Source organism: Cupriavidus sp. 86D6 (genome assembly GCF_057815095.1).
In genome coordinates, this window is sequence record NZ_JBYPSB010000011.1 from 130,303 (window position 1) to 146,619 (window position 16,317).

Below are 16,317 nucleotides of genomic sequence, written 5' to 3' on the forward strand. Positions count from 1 at the left end.
GGGTCAGGAAATGCCGGCATTATGCCTGCCCCGATGCTACGTCCAGCGAACCGTGGTGATGGCGCGTGCGAATAGCGGATGGCTACCGGGTGGCCATGCTACGGGGCGGCCATGTCGAGGTAGCCGGCAGAAGCGAGTAGGACTTCCTGCCGAGCCGCGGATTCGTAGGCCTGAACGATTTCGGCATGGTCGCGAAGCGCGGCGCCGATCTGCCAGAACTCATTGAGCCAGTGGCCGGGTAGCCCCATGGGACCCCCCATCTGGCCGGTCGCGATGGCGCCTCGGATGGCGAGGATCGTTTCGGGTTCGGGGTATTCGCGCTCTTTGTTGTCGTCGTACTGCGTCATGTTCAATATTTCGGTTGGGTGGCCCATTGGAGGGCCGGATGCATCTGAAAGCCGTCGGCCTGGCGGAACAGCTCGGCGGCGCCTCGGACGTACTGCAGGATCCATTCGGTCGCGATCCATCGCCGGCCCAGGCGCTCGGCAGCGAGTCCAGTCCGGATCGTGCCGCCGAACGGATCGACAACCAGGTCACCTGGCCGCGACAGGAACCGTGTAAAGAAGTCCGGGATGTCGGTCGGCTGCATGGCGCCGTGGGTCGGCAAGCCCAGATCCCGGGCGGCACGGCGATAGGCGCGAGTGTCCGCGCAGCTATGACCGCGTTCGATGACGTTGCGAGGCAGCCGTCCGGCCGTCTCGGTGCCAAAGGCGCGCTGACGAATACGGTAGGCGCCATCTCCGTAGACCGCGTCACGGGCCTCGCCGCCCGCGGCCATCAGCTGCCGGTGCCGTTCCGTGTGAGCCTGGAGAACTTGGCGATTATCGGCCCGCACGCAGGCGGGATCGTTGGTGAACCATAGCACCGGCTCATAGGCCGACGTGAGTTGCACGCTTTCCACGCAGGCCCATCGGGTAGGACCGGGCGGCTTGCTGTAGTTGACCCACGGCACGCGGCCCATGAGCGACAGGCCGAGGCGATCATGCAGGGCAAGCGTCAGCCGCTCTATATAGAGAGACCGGGCCGGACTGCGCGGCTCGAAGATGTCGTTCGACACATTGAGGACGATGCTGCCGCCGCGCACCAACCCGGCAACGATGGGTTCAAGAGCCTCACACAGGAAATCGACATATTGCGCCTCATTCGGGTTGCCGTAGGCCCGTGCCTGTCTCAGAGGATAAGGCGGCGAGGTGACGCACAGTGCGATCGGCTCGCCGAGGCCCCGAAACACATCCTCATGGCGTGCCCACACGGCCACGCCAAGCGTGGTGCTGAAGGCGACCAGCCGGACGCCGTTGGCGGCGCGATCCAGGTCTTTCGTTACCGGTTCAGTCAGTCTCCAGAACCCGGCGCGGTCGGCCACCCGCTCTACGATGCCCATGGACTTCAGCGTCTGCTGGTGCCAGCGCACGGCCCGCTTGAAGGGGCTGTGCATGGCGCCAGCCGTGCCGACCGGCACTTTCGCTCGAGCCTCAGCCAGGTCGATACCAGCTGCGCTGGCCACGGCATCGTAGAGCTGCGCCGTGGCGATACCGTCGGCAGGCGCGTCCGCGAATGCCGCGGCCACGTGTCCAAACAGATTCAGCTGTTGCATCAGAGGCCCCCTCTAGCCAGCGCCCGCTCGCATGCGGCCCCAACGTCCAGCGCCGTTACCGGAAAGGCGTCGTGCAACGTATCGTCGAGCAGGCGGCCCGCCGACTTCTTTCCGGCCCAGCCCATCACCCAGCCGTCCGTTGTCGTGGTCTTTTCACCAACGGGAGCACGATCGACCTGCCCCAGCATCGGTATCCACTCGCCCCATTGCTTGAACAGAAAAGGCACGCCGGCGGCCGCGCACTGGTCGCGCAGGCTTCGTGCCCAATCGGGGCTCATCGGCCGAGCGCTCCGACCGCTCTCGCCGCCGGCAATGATCCAGTCGATCGACCCCGACGCGTAGTCGTTGCCGGAGGTATGCAGAAGCTCGCACGTCATGGGCGAGAAGACATCGACATGGCCCAGCAGCGGTTCCATCGAGAGGAAGCGGGTCCTGGCCGGGGTGCGAAGTAGCTTTGGGATGTCCCGGTCCGCTTCGGTCTGGTTCACGATTGTTGCACCCAGCCAGATGTCCGCCGGCGCATTGCCTGCGATCCATGTCGCCAGCCATGGTACGAGCGGGTTGTCGGCGCAGTCATCGCGCAGCATCAGCGTGTTGAACGCCTCCCCGAGCCGCTTCGTGGCATTGCCGATGCGCTTGGTGAGAACCAGCTTGTCGAGGTTCGGCGTCTGCCGCCATACCTCGAGCATGTCGATGAACCAACCGATTGGGACTTCGTTGTCGAACACATCCGCGAGGCTCGCGCAGAAGACGCGTTGGCGTCGGCCATGAACGGCAGCGAAGGCCGCGTGGGCGGCGTTCCACCGAAACATCTTGCGCCAGTTGCCCGTGGACGTGCGGCGTCGGGGTGCGCCAAGACCCCAATTCGGGGCGGTGCCGCCGCCGAACCGCTGGTTGCGGGCTTCCGCATAGCAATGGTCGCAGCCGGGGCCCACCTTCTGGCAACCTTCCCACGGGTTCCAGGTGTGGTCAGTCCATTCGATTGTGGTGTTTTCGCTCATGCCTGGGCCTCGAACATGTCGATGGTCAGTGGATCGCGCTCCGGCGCAACGGCCGCAGACGGTTGGGCGGCCTTGCATTTGCTGCAGGTAGGCGGCACGGCGCCATGCGGGAGCCAGCCGCCTCTGCGCTTCATGCGCGTGGCCGTATGGCGCGGCTGGTGGCCGCACAGCGCCCGGCCTTGGGCTAGATCCACCAAATGGACCAGATAGCCGCCCTTGGCTCTCGCGGCGATAAGGCGGCGGCCACTTTCAACGAGAAGTGGCGGGGTGTTGTCTCGGTTGTTTTCCATATGATTTGAAGTGGTGGTCGCGGGCAGTCGAAGGCATTCGTCGTCCCACTCAGCCTATCGGACCGGTAACGAAGTCAAGACGGCGGCGTGAGGCCATAGCGGGCGGCTGCGGCGCGGAGGTGGTCAGCGTCGACTCGATCCGACTGGAGCGCGGCGAGGACTTCGCGGGCGAATCCCTGTAACGCCTCCAGTTCCTGGCCGATGGTTTCTCCAACGAACAGGAAAAGGCCATCAGGCATTCGGCGCACGAGCGTCGTCTCCTGCGACATGCGTAGCAGCAACGATTCGGCAACATCGGAATCGACTTCCAGATACCGCTGCAGCAGCGCGACGGAGCTCGCCCGAAAGCGCTGGACGAGATCAAGCGCGCGGGCGTATTCGCGATCAGACAGCGCTGCCAAAGCGATATCAGGCCCAGTCATTGGTGCTGGTGGTCCGGTGGAGGCAGTTGTACGGCAGCGAGCGGGCTGGCCGTGGCGTCCCACTCGATGACGGGGATGCCGGCGGCGCGGTATTGCACCCGCTTCTCTGTCATGCGGGCGTCATAGTCGGCGTTGCCCGTCATGCCGAGGACCTCGATGACGGTCTCTGGCGTCACGTCGGTCAAGACGAAGTCTGGATGCGCGGCGGCCCGGCCGATATGCCGCAGGGGCTTGCGGAACGCGCGCCGTTCCGCGATCAGGCGATCCGCCATGGCGATCTCGTAGGATGAGTCGCAGGGCAGAAAGTGGGTGTTGGCCAGCATCGCGGCCACGTCTACCACCCGCAGATACCCGCCCTTCGACATCTCGACCAAAAGCACGGCGACGCAGCGCTGGTCGTCTTTGCCGACGGCAGACAACGCACTCCCAAATGAACTCTGCAGGCCCGCATAGAGGTCTGTATTGAGGAAATAGCGCTGCCGGCTTTGTCGCAACACCAGTTTGCCGCCGTACTGCGAGGGTTCGTGCGACTCAATCTGGCCGATCACGATGCCGCGCGGGCTGCCTGCGGCCGTAGGAGCGAGCCGGGCCTGCCAAGCATCGAATTCGGCAAGGATCTCGGCCTTCCGACCGGGATCCCATCGCTGCAGGATGTGAAGCAAACCGTTTGCAGGCTTGCCGTTGATGCGGCATTCCGCCAGTTCGGTGGTCAGTTGGGACCAGCAGGCCGTCCAGCCGCGGTAGCCGGTGCCCGGCCACACGTTCAGCCCGGCTTGCTCCCAGGCATACTCCAGGAACGCCAGCAGACCGGCCGCGCGACGCTGCGGTTTGCTGCTCTGGCCTTGCGCAGAGCGCTGGACGGTCGCGGCCGGCGTACGAGTGGTCGCTGTCAGCGTGACCCCGAGCCGGATGTCGTGATTGCCGTCCTTGACCCGGAAGGCATCGAGGTTGTCGGTGGGACCCGCCTTGGCCAGCGTTTGCCGGTTGAAGGGGCATGCAGGTGCGTGGTGATGCGCCTGTTCCGGCCACCGCGCGAGCAAAAAGATGTCCCGGTGACGGCGGATCACCAGTTTAGGCCTGGGATGCTGCCTGCCGCAGCCGCATTCGGCAAAGCCCTGGATCGTTTTGGCGCGCTCGAGGTGGCGCGCATAGCGGCCGGGGTCGTCCAGTACTTCGTCGAGTGGGAACTCGTTCCCGCCAATCCGCACGGTGATCATATGTCCTCCTAGACGCCGGCATCCCGGAACATGGTGTACAGGTCGCGGCGGACCTCGCTGACGTCGAGCGCGTGCTTGGCGCGCGTCATCGCGACATAGAGCAGCCGCATCTCTTCGGCCGCCATGGTCAGCTTCCCGTCGTCGCCGTTCTTGAACTTGAAGTCGCCGGCAAGCTGCACCCGATCCCACTCGAGCCCTTTGGCACGGTGGACCGTCGAAACGATATAGTCGGCTTCGTCCTCGGGGGATACGCGGGTGAGGATCAGCCGCAAGTAGTCCACCCCCTCGTTGTCGATCAGCGAGACGAGCGGCTTGAGATCCCGGCCCGCGAATGACTCCGCGTACTCCTGCACCTCTTCCCAGGTCTCGAAAAGGGCAAGCGTGGCCGGAAAGCCGACGCGCTGGCCGCGCATGAGCTGCTCGGCCCCGTCCGCGAAGGCCCGGAGTTCGTCGACGTTGGCGCGGACCGCGACCCGGTCGCCTCGGCCAATGCCCTGGGCCAGGTGGGTCAGGACCGTGGCGTTCTTGCGGCAAAGGATGGCGTCAAAGCGATCCTGACCCGGAACCGGCTCGTGCAGGATGCGGGAAGCGACATGGTCCTGGCCACGCACGGGCGTGGCTTCGTCCATCAGCGCAAGAACACGACTGGCCAGTTGCGCGATGGCGGGACCGAAACGGAAGGACTCGGTGAGAGCGCACTCCGGCGCGCGGATATGGTCCATGGCGTTGACGGCGCCGCGCCATTCGTAGATCTGCTGGTAAGGGTCGCCCACGTAGATGACCTGGCATTGCTGGCCGCGCAGCACTGAAAGCATGAGGCCATCGGCATCTTGCGCCTCGTCGAACAGGATAAAATCCGCACCGATACGGGGGCGACTGCTTTGCCAAACCTTTACATATACGTCGTGTGCAATGGCTGACGGGGCGGAAGGGTCCAGGTATTCGGACCAGAGCCGCTTGACCGACGGCAGAAGCGCTTGGCGCAGATGCTCGGCCTCCTCTTCCTTCACGATGGCGTCCACCGGGATATGCCATGCGAGTGGTTCAGGTTGAGCAGAGCGGCAGAAGCGGGCCGCGCCATCCATCACCATCCGGGCGACCTTGCTGGGGCTCAGTTCCAGATCTTTGCCAATCGTTGTGGGCAAGCGCAGCTTGCCGAAGCCGTAGCGCATGGCGAGCTGATGCGGCGGCTCAACAGGATTCCTGAGCTTGCGCGTGATCTCGGGACTGGTACCGCCGTAAGCCAGGGAGTGGACCGTGCGGCAGCGGGTATTCTGCGGAAACTTGCGGGCCGCCTCGCTGGCGATTTCCTTGTTGAACGCGAGGTAGAGCCCGCGCGCGCGGCCGCGAGCCTCTGCGGCCATGCGAAGGGTCGAAGTTTTGCCGGCGCCTGCGTATGCCTTGACCTTGACGGGTCCGCCCGCCCGGACTGCCTCAACGACATGCTCCTGTTCAACGGTGGGCGTCATGGCATCTCCAGCGCGGCTTGTTCTGGCATGCTCGCGAGAACGCGGCGTCGGATTTCCAGTGAATGGGCGCGGGACACCTCGGCGCGTCGTGCGGCCTCGCCACTGGCGTTGTCCACGATGTAGGCAAAGTAGAACGCGGTGGTGGGGCCCGTCCACGCGAGCCACTTGGCCCGGACTTCGGCCCGCAGCTCTGCGCTCAGGGAGAAGTAGACGGCGCGCTTTTGCCGCCAGAGCCGAGCCTGCATGCTGCGCGTCGTGGCCTCGAGGCGATCCGATCTGCGCTGGCGGCGCGTCAGCTCTTCCTGCGCCGAGTGCTGCTCGGCCGCGACATGTTCCGCGAAGAGCGGATACCGATCGCGCTCACGTTGCTGCTTGCGGGCGAAGGCGGCCTGACGGCGAGTGTTGAAGTCGATGGGGTCGTGGCGTCCGAATCGTGTGAATCGCATGGCAGCAAGGTATGGAATGGTCTAAGACCAAGATACCGGCCCTGCGTCAAAGTCAAGGCGGCCGGCGGGCGAAGTTCGCCGTCAATCATTTTCGAGGCATAAATCCGGGCGTAGGCTTCGAAAGAGATAGAATTTCGCGCGCCTTTCACCAAAATCCCATGTCTCAAGCCACTACACCGATCGCTCGTGAGGTATCACTCGGCACCCGCCCGAAGAACGAGCCGCAGTTCATCGCCCCAGGCGAGCCCCAGTATGGCGAGATCGCGCGGCTGGATGCGTTCATTTTCAAGCGCTACCTGGACCGTGTTTTCTGGAACCCCAGGCCCGAAGTTCTTCGGTTCGAGGTGCGGGCCAACCCCTCTGCCGTGGGGAGCGTCTACGATGTGGTGGCTATCGTGGGGCAGGGCGAAGGCGAGGTCTGGTTCTCCGAAGATGCCGTCCCGACGCGCTGGGACTACGTCGCCATTACGGAGAGCAGTGACGGGCTGGGCCGGCTGCAACGCGAGAAGGCTAAAGCCGAAGGCAGGCTTCCGGACGATTACGTGCCGTTTGTGGGCGATGGACCGGTGCAGGACTATTCCAATTTGGAGAATCCCGAAGAGGTGGAGCAGCGCCGTTGGGCCGTTGTCAATCGCCTGCGCGAGGCGAACCGCCGTGCCCGCCAAGCGGCCGCCAAGCGCTAGGCGTCCTCTTCTTGTACGTCGCCGAGAGGCGAGGTAAGATTCGTCCGATTCTCCGCGCTTCTGCGCATCGACCTCGCCGGCGTACCGGCCATCTTCTTCTTTCACCCATCGGGGCTATGTCCCCCATGGGTCATGGCTCCCATTTCTTTGGAGCCATCAGGTCTCACATCGACGCCCCTGAAACTGCCGGTGCCATCGTTGCATTGGTCGTGATTCTTTTCACGGCGCTGTTCTTCATCGTCACGACCGGAAGCATTGCGCTGCTGTACCTGCAGTTGTCCACACTGATGATCGCCGCCCTGGTGGTTGCGGTCCTGTGGGTGCTGGCAAGGTTCTCGCATCTGTCGGGCCAGCCGGCCTGACCATCGCCGCGCGCAGCCTTCACGGGCTGCCGCGGCCCCTCCATACCCATCCGGGAAGCGTCCCGGTGGGGCGTTTCCCGTATCCATTAAGGAAACGCTATGTTCCATCCCAAGACAATCGACATCGAAGTCGGGCCAGTTCCCGCTGAGGAATCCTGCGCGCAAGTCGGCCACGACGATTACAGCGAGCGATCGCGCCGCGAGTGCGCGGTCTACATTCGACAGCTGCAGCGCATTTTCGGCTATCCCGAGCCCGCAATCCTACGATTCGAGCGCCGCGGCTTTGCGCATGAGCTTGGCCGCTACCACGAGGTGGTGGCCATCATGACCGCGAAAGGCGCAGACCTGTTCGACGAGTCGAAGCTGCCCTGCGAATGGGATCACATCGCTCGTGCAGAACTGACCTGGCTGCGACTGCAGCGACACTGGTGGGAGACCGTTCAGGCTCGCCCATCGGCGATTTCGCTGGTGCCGGATATCTTCCAACGCAACGAGATTCCGGAATTTCCGGACCATCCCGCTGCGATGTGGTGGGCCATGGGCTTTATGCCCATGCCGGCAGGCCGCGCAATCTCGATCCACTAGGAGCGCGCGCCATGAACCCGATTCAGAAGTGCACGGTCATCGTACACCTCTCCGGTGGCACGGTTCCGTATGTCGAGACCGACGGCCATGTGAACGTCGTGATCGTTGACCACGACATCGAAGGCGTCGACGAGACCGATCTCAAGACGCTCCCGGATGGCGGCGAGGCAACTGTCCGCCAGGAAGCGGCGGCCGATGTGAGCCGGCAGTCTGCGCAACACTGGCTGGACTTGGCCGTGTAGCCGGCGCGGCGTAGTTCCGGCAGTTCCATTCCATTCCCTCGGGAGACCTTCCCGACGGGGCGGTCTCCCTATTACCGAGACCGTCATGTACAACCAAATCATCGAAAAGTTCATTGCCGCACAGCAAGCGGCACGTCAGGCCTATCAGGACGCCGCTAAAACTTTGAGCGCGACATGCTCGCCGGCACCGGCACCGACGAACCGTTTTTCGCCGTAGGCGTGCGTTCGGCGTACCGGCAAGAGAACGAACTCGAGAAGTTCTGCCAATCTTTGGCCGGTAACATCGTCAGTCGGGCCCGCAGGGAGTTTGCTCCCTTGGGCGCCCGGCTCGATATCGACAATAGCGCCGAGTACGAGCGTGCCGGCCTGGATATCCACGAAGCCCTGAAGAAGGGGGAAATCCCCGACCTCGACAGGCTCTGGGCGTCGCTCATTGCCTTCTACAAAGGTGATGGCGGGGCGGCAACGGCCTACCGTCAGGCCGCGTCGCGAATCGTGCGCAACTTTGGCCTGCATCGTAACGCCGAGGTAAAGCGCACGGCGGCCGGCGTGGTGCTCAAGAAGCCGGTCTATACCGAGACGTCCTACAGGTCGAGCCGACGCAGGGTCGGATATCACAGCACCCAGCCAACGGCAGATTGCCTGATGGGTCTCGCCACTTTCGCGGGCAAAGCGGGTAATGCGCTGCTCGCGAAGCAGCTAACGGGCATCAACCTGTACGAGCTGGAGTACGTCTCGCGCGAGAAGATCGCCATGCCGGGCCTGGACATCACCTTGTTCAACGACAAGTGGGAGTTCAAGTTCTGCAACGAGCTGGCGGAGGCGCTGATGCTGTTCATTGGCGAGTACGGCCAGGAAGCCATGCAGGAGCGGCACTGATGTACAACGCGCTTGTAGAGGCGTTCCGTGCAGCGCAGGTGGCCTCCGCTGACGCGTTTGCACGGGTTAGCGCGCTGGCTGCGCAGGCGGGCGCCGTGGCCGTGGTCGTGCCGTTGCATGTTGACCATCCCGGCGAGTTTCGTCGTTTCCTACGCCGCCTGGTGGCAAGCCTGATCGATCGGGCGAGCAACGAGTTTGGCATCGCCGGGGCGCCGGTCAGCATCGACGAGACCCGCATCCCGGTCAACGGCTACCCGAACATCTGGGAAGCGATCCGTGCCGGAGAAACGCCGGATCTGGACAGGTACTGGCGGCTGCTCGCTGAGCGGTACGAACACTGCTGGCGGGCCCTGGCATGCCGTCAGATGGCCGAGACGCTCGCCGCCTCGCTGCAACTGGATTTGCCCAATGCGGTCCGGCGCTTTACCAAGGTCACGCGCTTGCGGCTCAAGGCGCCTTCGGTGGCGACTGCGGTGCGTCCGATGCGGCGTATAGCGGTGGAGGCGCACGCCGAAGTCCGCGCAGCATTGCTCGCGCTCGCGGCGTTTGCGCAAGACGCGGGTGAGCCTGCGCTGGCCGGATGCCTGCGGCAATTCGACCACGGTGAAGCGTTCGGCCCCCAGCAACGGCGGACCTTCCCCGGGCTGGATGTCCTGCAATACAACGAGTACTGGGAATTGCGCTTCTCCGCGGGTCTTGGTGAGCGCCTCCTGGCGTTCGTGGCCCAGCATCTATCCGAGCCAGTCGCCGCTTAAGCACGCTGGTCTCTTCTCCTTGCCCCGTCATCGACGGGGCTTTTTCTTTTCTGGAATCCTATATGACTCATTGGTACGAGCCCTTGCGGGCCATCGTCAGCCTCGGTTCGCAGGCGGACAAGATCGCCCACATGGGTGAATTGCACGCCGCGCGTCAACGGCATCTCTCCCAGTTCTTCACGCCCGATGCGATTGCCCGGCTGATGTGGGGCGTCGTGGAGGGCTGGCGACCCGGCCGTAAGGTCGCGGTGCTGGACAATTCCGTTGGGTCGGCGCGGCTCCTGCAGTTTGCCGATTCTGCGCTACACGCCATCTATGGCGTCGACGTGCATGAACCGGCGATCGCAGCCGTTCAGCAAGCCGTGGAGGCCGCTGGCTTCGAGGGCAGCTTCCGCCAGGCTGGGATGGAGGAGATCCACCCACGGCATTTTGACGTGGCGATCATCAATCCGCCGTTCTCGATTCACCTCGAATCGCCTCACCTGCAGGCGTTCGGTTGCGCCACGTGGGGCAGGTTCGGGCCCAACACCAGTGCTCTCAGCCATGAGTACGCGCTGGCCCAGGCGCTTGAGGCGGCACAAGTCGTGGTGGCGCTGCTGCCCACGTCCTTCGTCGACCGGTTTGTCGACGTCCTGGACCACCGGGATGCGCATAGCACGGCGGCGCGCCGCGTGGTCGGTATCTTCGATCTGCCGGTGTCCGCTTTCCGGGAGGAGGGCGCCACGGTTCACACGTCCATTGCCGTATTCGGTCGCTACCGCATGGGCAGGGTCGTACGCCAATCACATGGCGACTTCTCCGTCCCGCTGCCGACGCTGGATCTGAACGTAGACGATCGCTACTTCCATGAGCCGCGCCTGAACCATCAGGTTTTGGACGACGCCGGACCGGCGATCACGCGGCCAGTGACCTCGCAGAAACGGGTACGCATTGCCCATGACGGGCGGCGAATTGTCCTCGGGTTCGAGTGTGGTTTCGTCGAGGCGATGGTGCTCAACCGGGCGCTCGACAGTCGAATCGTGCCGATGGACGGCCAGCGGTTGCCCAACGGCATGCGCTACGCCGGCAGTGGACGCCTCGATCTCGAAGCCTATATGGTGCAGGATGACCCGATGGCGGCGCTGGATAGCCTGCTTCGGCTGATTCGCGATGCCGGCGGCGTGCCGCAACTGGCGCCGGGGTTCCTGGAGCATTTCGGGAAACGGATCCGGCGCAGCGCGCGCCAGGCCATGCCCCTGCGGCACACAGTCTGGACGACTGGTGTCAATGCGGCGGACGCGATCTCCGGCGTAGCGCTCAAAAGCCACGTTGTGGATCCGTTGAAATGGGGCAGCTCGGTGATCAAGGCTGGCGAGACGGTAGCATTCGCCCGCCAGCCCGACGGCCGTTATGCGTTTCAGGCTGGCGGCGCCGAGTTCGTGTTGACGCTCGACGAGCTCATGAGCAGGTTTGCGGTGAGCCGATCGGCCCAGACATGGGAAACCGTGCACGAAGGCCTCGCGGTCCGGTGGCCAGGCCAGGCACTCGCACTGCGACGGCGCATGCAGGCGCTCGGTATTGACCGTTGGCTGAACTGGGAATTCCAGCAGGATGATCTGGTGGAGTTGCTGCAAAAGCCGTGCGGCGCCGTAGCCGCCTGGGAACAGGGGTGCGGCAAGTCGCGGCTCGCCGCGGCCTTGATCCTGTTGTCCGGGGTCAAGCATGGGCTGATCGTTGTCGAGGCGCGGTTGGTGCCGGAAATGCGCGCGGAGCTGGCCCAGATCCTGCCGGCCGATGCCGTCAAGGTCATCGACTCGCCGGAAAGCCTGGGGGAATTGGGGCAGATCAATCTCATTGCCTACGAGCGCCTTCGCATGCCGGTTTGCCGCAATGCCTCCAAGCGCGTGACCTACGCCCATCGGTTGCGACGCCGTATCGGACTTTTGGTCGCCGACGAAGGGGAGCGGTTGTCCAACCCGAACAGCGACCAGAGCCGCGCGCTCTGGCAGCTTTCGGCACGGCGTCGCTACATCCTGACCGGCAGTCCGATAGCCAACTACCCGCGTGACGTGTTCGGCTTAATTGCGTTCACCGGCGGCGATGGCACGGCGGCCCAGCCCTACGGGTACCGCCGTGGGTACCTGGACCGCCAGTGGCTGGCCACCGCGCAACATGCTCAACGTGGCGTGGACCGCTTCCGGGATGACTTCGTCGTTCTGGAATGGGTGACCTGGGAGTTTGCGGAAAGCTTGCAAGACGGCGCGAAACGGGAGGTGCCCAAGATCGGGAACCTGCCCCTATATCGCCAGATGCTGGCACCCCACGTCAAGCGCCGCCTGGTTTGCGAGCCCGACGTGGCCAGGTACATCCAGATTGATCCGCCGGCAGTCGAGGTGGTTGAGACGGACTGGGACCCGGCGCACCTATCCCTGTATTTGCGCACAGCCGACGAGTTCGCGGACTGGTATCGGGATATCCGTCGTACAGACGGACGCTCGAACAACCTGATCGCGGTTCTGGCGCGGATTCGCGCCGTGCACTTCGCGGCCAACTACCCGCAGCATGGGGTAGACGGCGTCGGGGTGCTGGGGCAATTGACCAGCAAGCAGCGGGCCGCGATTGACCGGTTGGAAGCGATCGCCGCGGAAGGGAAGCAGGCCATCCTGTTTGCCGAGAATCCAGGCGTGATCGATTTGATCGCCGGGCAATTGAAGGCCCGTGGCGTCGATACGGTGCCGTTCCATGGGGGCATTCCGATTACGAAGCGCGTGGCCGACAAGGACAAGCGGTTCGTGAATGGTACGGCCACGGGGCTGCTGTGCACGAAGGGCTCAGGCAGGGCAGGGTACAACCTCCCCAACGCCGACTACGTGCTGTTCTACGACCGCTCGTGGACGTGGCGCATCGAGTATCAGGCGATGCGACGTGCTCTGCGATGGAACCGGAAAGGGCAGCTGAAGGTGATCTATTTCCACCTGCCGGGAAGCATCGATGTCTACCAGGACCAGATGGTGGCGCACAAGCGTGACGCCATGGAAGCCGGGTTGGATTGGGCGACACCGGAATTGGAAGACGAGGCGTTCCTGCACATGGATACGCTTCTCGATGCCTTTGTTGAGGATCTGGCGGCGCTTCACGGCCGCAAGAACCGCGACCAACGTCAACTGCTCAAGGAGGCAGCATGAAGGCGAATGAATGCAGCATCGCTCTGGGCGAGGGTGTGGCAACGGTCAAACGGCGCGGCACGCGCAGAACGACCGTCGCCAAGATCCTCGGCACCTTGGAAGCCGCCGATGGCGTCGAGATGATTTGTCTTGATCGCCTCGTCCACGGTGTCTTCGAGACGGAGATGGGCGGCTGGCAGGTCAGCGGGGCGATAACCACCATGCTGGCCAGACCTATCGGCCCGTTGCCGGAGAAAGACACCCAAAATAGCTGAGCTTTCGGGGGATTCACCACCCATAAACCACCATAAGATGGTTTCCGTAGCGCCCCGCTACGGAAGCTCTCTCAAGATGGACCCGTTCCTCCCCGCCCTCCTCGTGAGGGCGTTTTTTTTTTGTGAAGCCGTAGGGCGGGCTTTTCATCGACGCCCCCGGCTCCGGCGGTTCGGTGACTAAGGGTTATCCCCCGTGAGCGGGGTGTTGGACTCGGCAATTCCGCCGATATTCAGATGCCGCGAAATGAAGCGTCGCGGCCAACGAAACAAGGAAAAACACTCATGCGCAACCAGCGCACTTTGTCGTTCCCAGGGTCTCTCGCAATGGCACTGCTGACGTCCGCCGTACTGGCGGCATGCGGCGGCGGCGGTGATGGCGCTGAGCCCGCCACGCAATCCACCACGACGGCCACCACGGCGCCAACCGGCCCGGGTAACCAGACGCCTGCCGATCCTGTAGCCAAGCCGACGAGCGTCGTAGCGCCGGCCTGTTCGAACTGTGCCGCCGTGGATGCGAACACCTATGCGGGCACCGGCGTCGGCGTGTGGCAGAACATCAATGCCACGGCTGGCGCGGTCGACATGCCAATCAGCATCGATGGGCTCAAGGGCCAGGATGTGACGCTGGTGTTCACGAACCAGTCGGGCACCGCCCAGACCATGCCGACGATCCCGCTGACTTCCTCGTACCTGCCCACGGTGGCCGCGAGCGCCATCCAGTGGGATGACGGTACAAACGAGGTCAAGCGTCGTATCTCCGACTTCAACCGGGATGGATGGGCGGCGAAAGCTGGAGCCCGCGGCACCGCTCCAAGCAGCTCCTCGTTTGGCGCCACGCCGCTGCGCGCTGCCGCGTACACGCCAGGTGACACCCGCACCTTCTATCACGAGGACAACACGCAGCGCACCGTGACGCTGATCCGCACCGATGCTGCGTCGGATGGCACGACCGTGAACTTCTGGGTCGAGAGCACCGAGACAAGCCCGAGCAAGGTCAGCACGGCCATCGTCAATGCGCTGTACGCGGGATTTGTGCCGAGCGGCAAGATCTATGACATGTTGAAGCAGACCGGCGGCCCGGTCTGGGGGCCGCATGTGTACAGTGATCTCATCAGCGGGGCAGTCGCTCAGCCGATCGACATTGTGATCCTCAACTTCGACCACAATACCCAGCCGTTCGGCATGGTTGGATATTTCTACGGTCGCAATGCGCTGACGGCGGCTGCCGAACCGCTGAGTAACCAATCGGTGTCCTTGTATCTGGACTCGGAGACGCTTTACCTGGGCGGCCCTGACGGGATGAAGGCGATGCTGCTGACCATGGCGCACGAAGGCATGCACATGCAGAACTTTTACCGCCGTGGCGTGGTGAAGGGCCCGGCCTATGCCTTCAGCACGTGGCTGGAAGAGGCCTCGGCGATGATGATGGAGGACTTCGCGAGCCAGTCGATCGACCCGACCTATAACGCGATCCGCGACGTGCGCTTCCCCAACTACATCAACTACAAGGTCGGCTCGTACAACTGCAGCCTGCTGACGTGGGATCCGTTCGGCGCTGCCTGCGACAGCTATTCGGTGTCCGGCTCGCTCGGTGGCTTCCTGGACCGACAGCTTGGTCTTGGCTTCTACAAGCACCTGCTGAACAATGTGAGCAGTACAGACTCGGTGGCTGTACTGGACTCGTCGATCAAGGCGACCGTGCCGACGTCCAGCCTGGGTGAGCAGCTTCGCCGCTTTGCTGCGACGTCCGGTGCGCTGATGAAGGCGCCAAGCCCGACTAGCTTTGGCTTCCCGGCCCGCGCGGAAGGTGGCTTCACGCTGCCGGTAATCGATCCGCAGGCGCTGGTGGCCAGCCGCACGCTGACGCAATCTGTGCCGGCGACGCTCCAGCCCTACGCCAGCCTTCCGGTGGTCCGCAAGGCGGTGAATGGCACGTATAGCGAGACGGTCAAGGTGCCGGCTAACTCGACGCTGTCGGTCGTGATTCAATAATGGCCAAGGGGCGGCACATGGCCGCCCCATTTCTCTTCGAATCTGATGCGAAAGATCCTGATTTCGGCACTGATGGCCCTTGGTCTCGCAGCTTGTGCGACAGCGGCGACCGAGCAAAAGCAAGAGCTGGTGGGCGAGATTCACATTAAGGGTAACGAGCCGTTCCCTATTGTGATGCTGGAGACTGAGGCTCACGCGAACTGGGAGCTGGTCGGTGTGCCGTTGGACCAAGCCCGTTCGCTGACCGGTCACCAGGTGAAGGTGCAGGGCACTGTGGTCCGCGCGCCCGGTCCGGGAGTGTGGCTCCCCTCATTGCGCGTAAAGGAAGTGCACACCGAGCAATTGCGATAGTTACGATTCTCTCGCAGTTCCCGCGCGCCCCGAAGCGGTCCGCAGACGGGCGTCAAGGCGCGTTTGTCGCAGCTGGAATTTAGTCTCAGAGGCCATCCCTAAGTTGCCACCCTGCATCGTTCTTTACGAGCCACATGTTTTGGTGGTCAAAGGTGAACGAAATCTTGCCGCTTCCGTCGCCGCCCCTCGTGATCAAGGTGTAGATCTTGTCGTCCGCCACCTGTGGGCACGCACGTTGGATTTCGGTCCGTACGCCCATTTGATCGGCCTTTAGGCGATCGACTTGCTCCTTGTCCAGCTTCAGAGTCAGTTCGTAGGTCGTCTGAACATAGTAGAGATTTTCCTTGTTCCCTTGCGCTGGCTCGCCGAGTCGCTTGAAATCCGTCAGGCTGATGTACTTGCACCCCTCGAACTTGGCTGCTACGGCTTTCTTGGCGTCGGATTCAGACGGCTTGCCATCTCCGCATGCTGCAAGTCCGACCATGGCAATGGCGGTGAAGAGGAGGGTAGCCTGTTTCTTGATGTTGGAAGGCATGTCGCTTTAGAGTGCGTTAAGGGACGGACTCATTGTATTACGGCAATTGGCGTCTCCGATTGATGCCCTGCCGGGA

19 protein-coding genes are annotated in these 16,317 nt (G+C 63.5%); 10 read left to right on the forward strand and 9 right to left on the reverse strand.

The genetic code is table 11. The features are described from left to right. Positions 1 to 98: 98 nt before the first annotated feature. The 8 genes from AC3G88_RS21705 to AC3G88_RS21740 form a co-directional block, all read right to left on the reverse strand. Positions 99 to 347, reverse strand: coding sequence for a hypothetical protein (locus tag AC3G88_RS21705; protein WP_488893925.1), 249 nt, complete (start codon positions 345 to 347; stop codon positions 99 to 101). A gap of 2 nt (positions 348 to 349) precedes the next feature. Continuing rightward, positions 350 to 1,594, reverse strand: a complete 1,245-nt coding sequence (locus tag AC3G88_RS21710) for a DNA methyltransferase (protein WP_488893926.1) — start codon at positions 1,592 to 1,594, stop codon at positions 350 to 352. Further along, positions 1,594 to 2,595, reverse strand: a complete 1,002-nt coding sequence (locus tag AC3G88_RS21715) for a phage Gp37/Gp68 family protein (RefSeq protein ID WP_488893927.1) — start codon at positions 2,593 to 2,595, stop codon at positions 1,594 to 1,596. Before AC3G88_RS21715 ends, AC3G88_RS21710 begins: the two co-directional genes overlap by 1 nt. Beyond that, entirely contained in the window at positions 2,592 to 2,885 is a 294-nt protein-coding gene (locus AC3G88_RS21720) for a hypothetical protein (RefSeq protein WP_488893928.1), read from the reverse strand. Before AC3G88_RS21720 ends, AC3G88_RS21715 begins: the two co-directional genes overlap by 4 nt. Positions 2,886 to 2,959: 74 nt before the next feature. Continuing rightward, positions 2,960 to 3,307, reverse strand: a complete 348-nt coding sequence (locus AC3G88_RS21725) for a hypothetical protein (protein ID WP_488893929.1) — start codon at positions 3,305 to 3,307, stop codon at positions 2,960 to 2,962. Continuing rightward, positions 3,304 to 4,524, reverse strand: coding sequence for a DUF1173 family protein (locus tag AC3G88_RS21730; RefSeq protein WP_488893930.1), 1,221 nt, complete (start codon positions 4,522 to 4,524; stop codon positions 3,304 to 3,306). Before AC3G88_RS21730 ends, AC3G88_RS21725 begins: the two co-directional genes overlap by 4 nt. A gap of 8 nt (positions 4,525 to 4,532) precedes the next feature. Continuing rightward, complete coding sequence (locus AC3G88_RS21735; RefSeq protein ID WP_488893931.1) at positions 4,533 to 5,993, reverse strand: 3'-5' exonuclease; 1,461 nt, start codon at positions 5,991 to 5,993, stop codon at positions 4,533 to 4,535. Next, positions 5,990 to 6,439 carry a hypothetical protein gene (locus AC3G88_RS21740; RefSeq protein ID WP_488893932.1) on the reverse strand — a complete coding sequence of 150 codons (450 nt, stop codon included), beginning with the start codon at positions 6,437 to 6,439 and terminating at the stop codon, positions 5,990 to 5,992. Before AC3G88_RS21740 ends, AC3G88_RS21735 begins: the two co-directional genes overlap by 4 nt. Positions 6,440 to 6,597: 158 nt before the next feature. On the opposite strand from AC3G88_RS21740, the gene AC3G88_RS21745 reads away from it, so the two are divergent. The 10 genes from AC3G88_RS21745 (at position 6,598) to AC3G88_RS21790 (ending at position 15,706) form a co-directional block, all read left to right on the forward strand. Beyond that, positions 6,598 to 7,122 (forward strand): hypothetical protein, encoded by a 525-nt coding sequence (locus AC3G88_RS21745; RefSeq protein ID WP_488893933.1) that lies wholly within the window; start codon positions 6,598 to 6,600, stop codon positions 7,120 to 7,122. Between the two features lie 209 nt (positions 7,123 to 7,331). Then, a complete protein-coding gene (locus AC3G88_RS21750) occupies positions 7,332 to 7,484 on the forward strand; it encodes a hypothetical protein (protein ID WP_488893934.1) in 153 nt (50 codons plus the stop codon). A 99-nt stretch (positions 7,485 to 7,583) separates the two neighbouring features. Then, positions 7,584 to 8,069, forward strand: coding sequence for a hypothetical protein (locus tag AC3G88_RS21755; protein ID WP_488893935.1), 486 nt, complete (start codon positions 7,584 to 7,586; stop codon positions 8,067 to 8,069). An 11-nt stretch (positions 8,070 to 8,080) separates the two neighbouring features. Further along, on the forward strand, positions 8,081 to 8,311 hold the full coding sequence (locus AC3G88_RS21760) for a hypothetical protein (RefSeq protein WP_488893936.1): 231 nt from the start codon (positions 8,081 to 8,083) through the stop codon (positions 8,309 to 8,311). A 174-nt stretch (positions 8,312 to 8,485) separates the two neighbouring features. After that, positions 8,486 to 9,190, forward strand: a complete 705-nt coding sequence (locus tag AC3G88_RS21765) for a hypothetical protein (protein ID WP_488893937.1) — start codon at positions 8,486 to 8,488, stop codon at positions 9,188 to 9,190. Then, complete coding sequence (locus AC3G88_RS21770) at positions 9,190 to 9,945, forward strand: hypothetical protein (RefSeq protein WP_488893938.1); 756 nt, start codon at positions 9,190 to 9,192, stop codon at positions 9,943 to 9,945. Before AC3G88_RS21765 ends, AC3G88_RS21770 begins: the two co-directional genes overlap by 1 nt. A gap of 62 nt (positions 9,946 to 10,007) precedes the next feature. Then, positions 10,008 to 13,109, forward strand: coding sequence for an SNF2-related protein (locus AC3G88_RS21775; protein ID WP_488893939.1), 3,102 nt, complete (start codon positions 10,008 to 10,010; stop codon positions 13,107 to 13,109). Next, positions 13,106 to 13,363 (forward strand): hypothetical protein, encoded by a 258-nt coding sequence (locus tag AC3G88_RS21780; RefSeq protein WP_488893940.1) that lies wholly within the window; start codon positions 13,106 to 13,108, stop codon positions 13,361 to 13,363. Before AC3G88_RS21775 ends, AC3G88_RS21780 begins: the two co-directional genes overlap by 4 nt. Before the next feature lie 282 nt (positions 13,364 to 13,645). Continuing rightward, entirely contained in the window at positions 13,646 to 15,355 is a 1,710-nt protein-coding gene (locus AC3G88_RS21785; protein WP_488893941.1) for a M30 family zinc metallopeptidase, read from the forward strand. Positions 15,356 to 15,400: 45 nt separating this feature from the next. Further along, entirely contained in the window at positions 15,401 to 15,706 is a 306-nt protein-coding gene (locus tag AC3G88_RS21790; RefSeq protein WP_488893942.1) for a putative periplasmic lipoprotein, read from the forward strand. Between the two features lie 85 nt (positions 15,707 to 15,791). Here AC3G88_RS21790 and AC3G88_RS21795 read toward each other — a convergent pair whose 3' ends face one another. Further along, entirely contained in the window at positions 15,792 to 16,241 is a 450-nt protein-coding gene (locus AC3G88_RS21795) for a hypothetical protein (RefSeq protein ID WP_488893943.1), read from the reverse strand. Between the last annotated feature and the right edge of the window lie 76 nt (positions 16,242 to 16,317).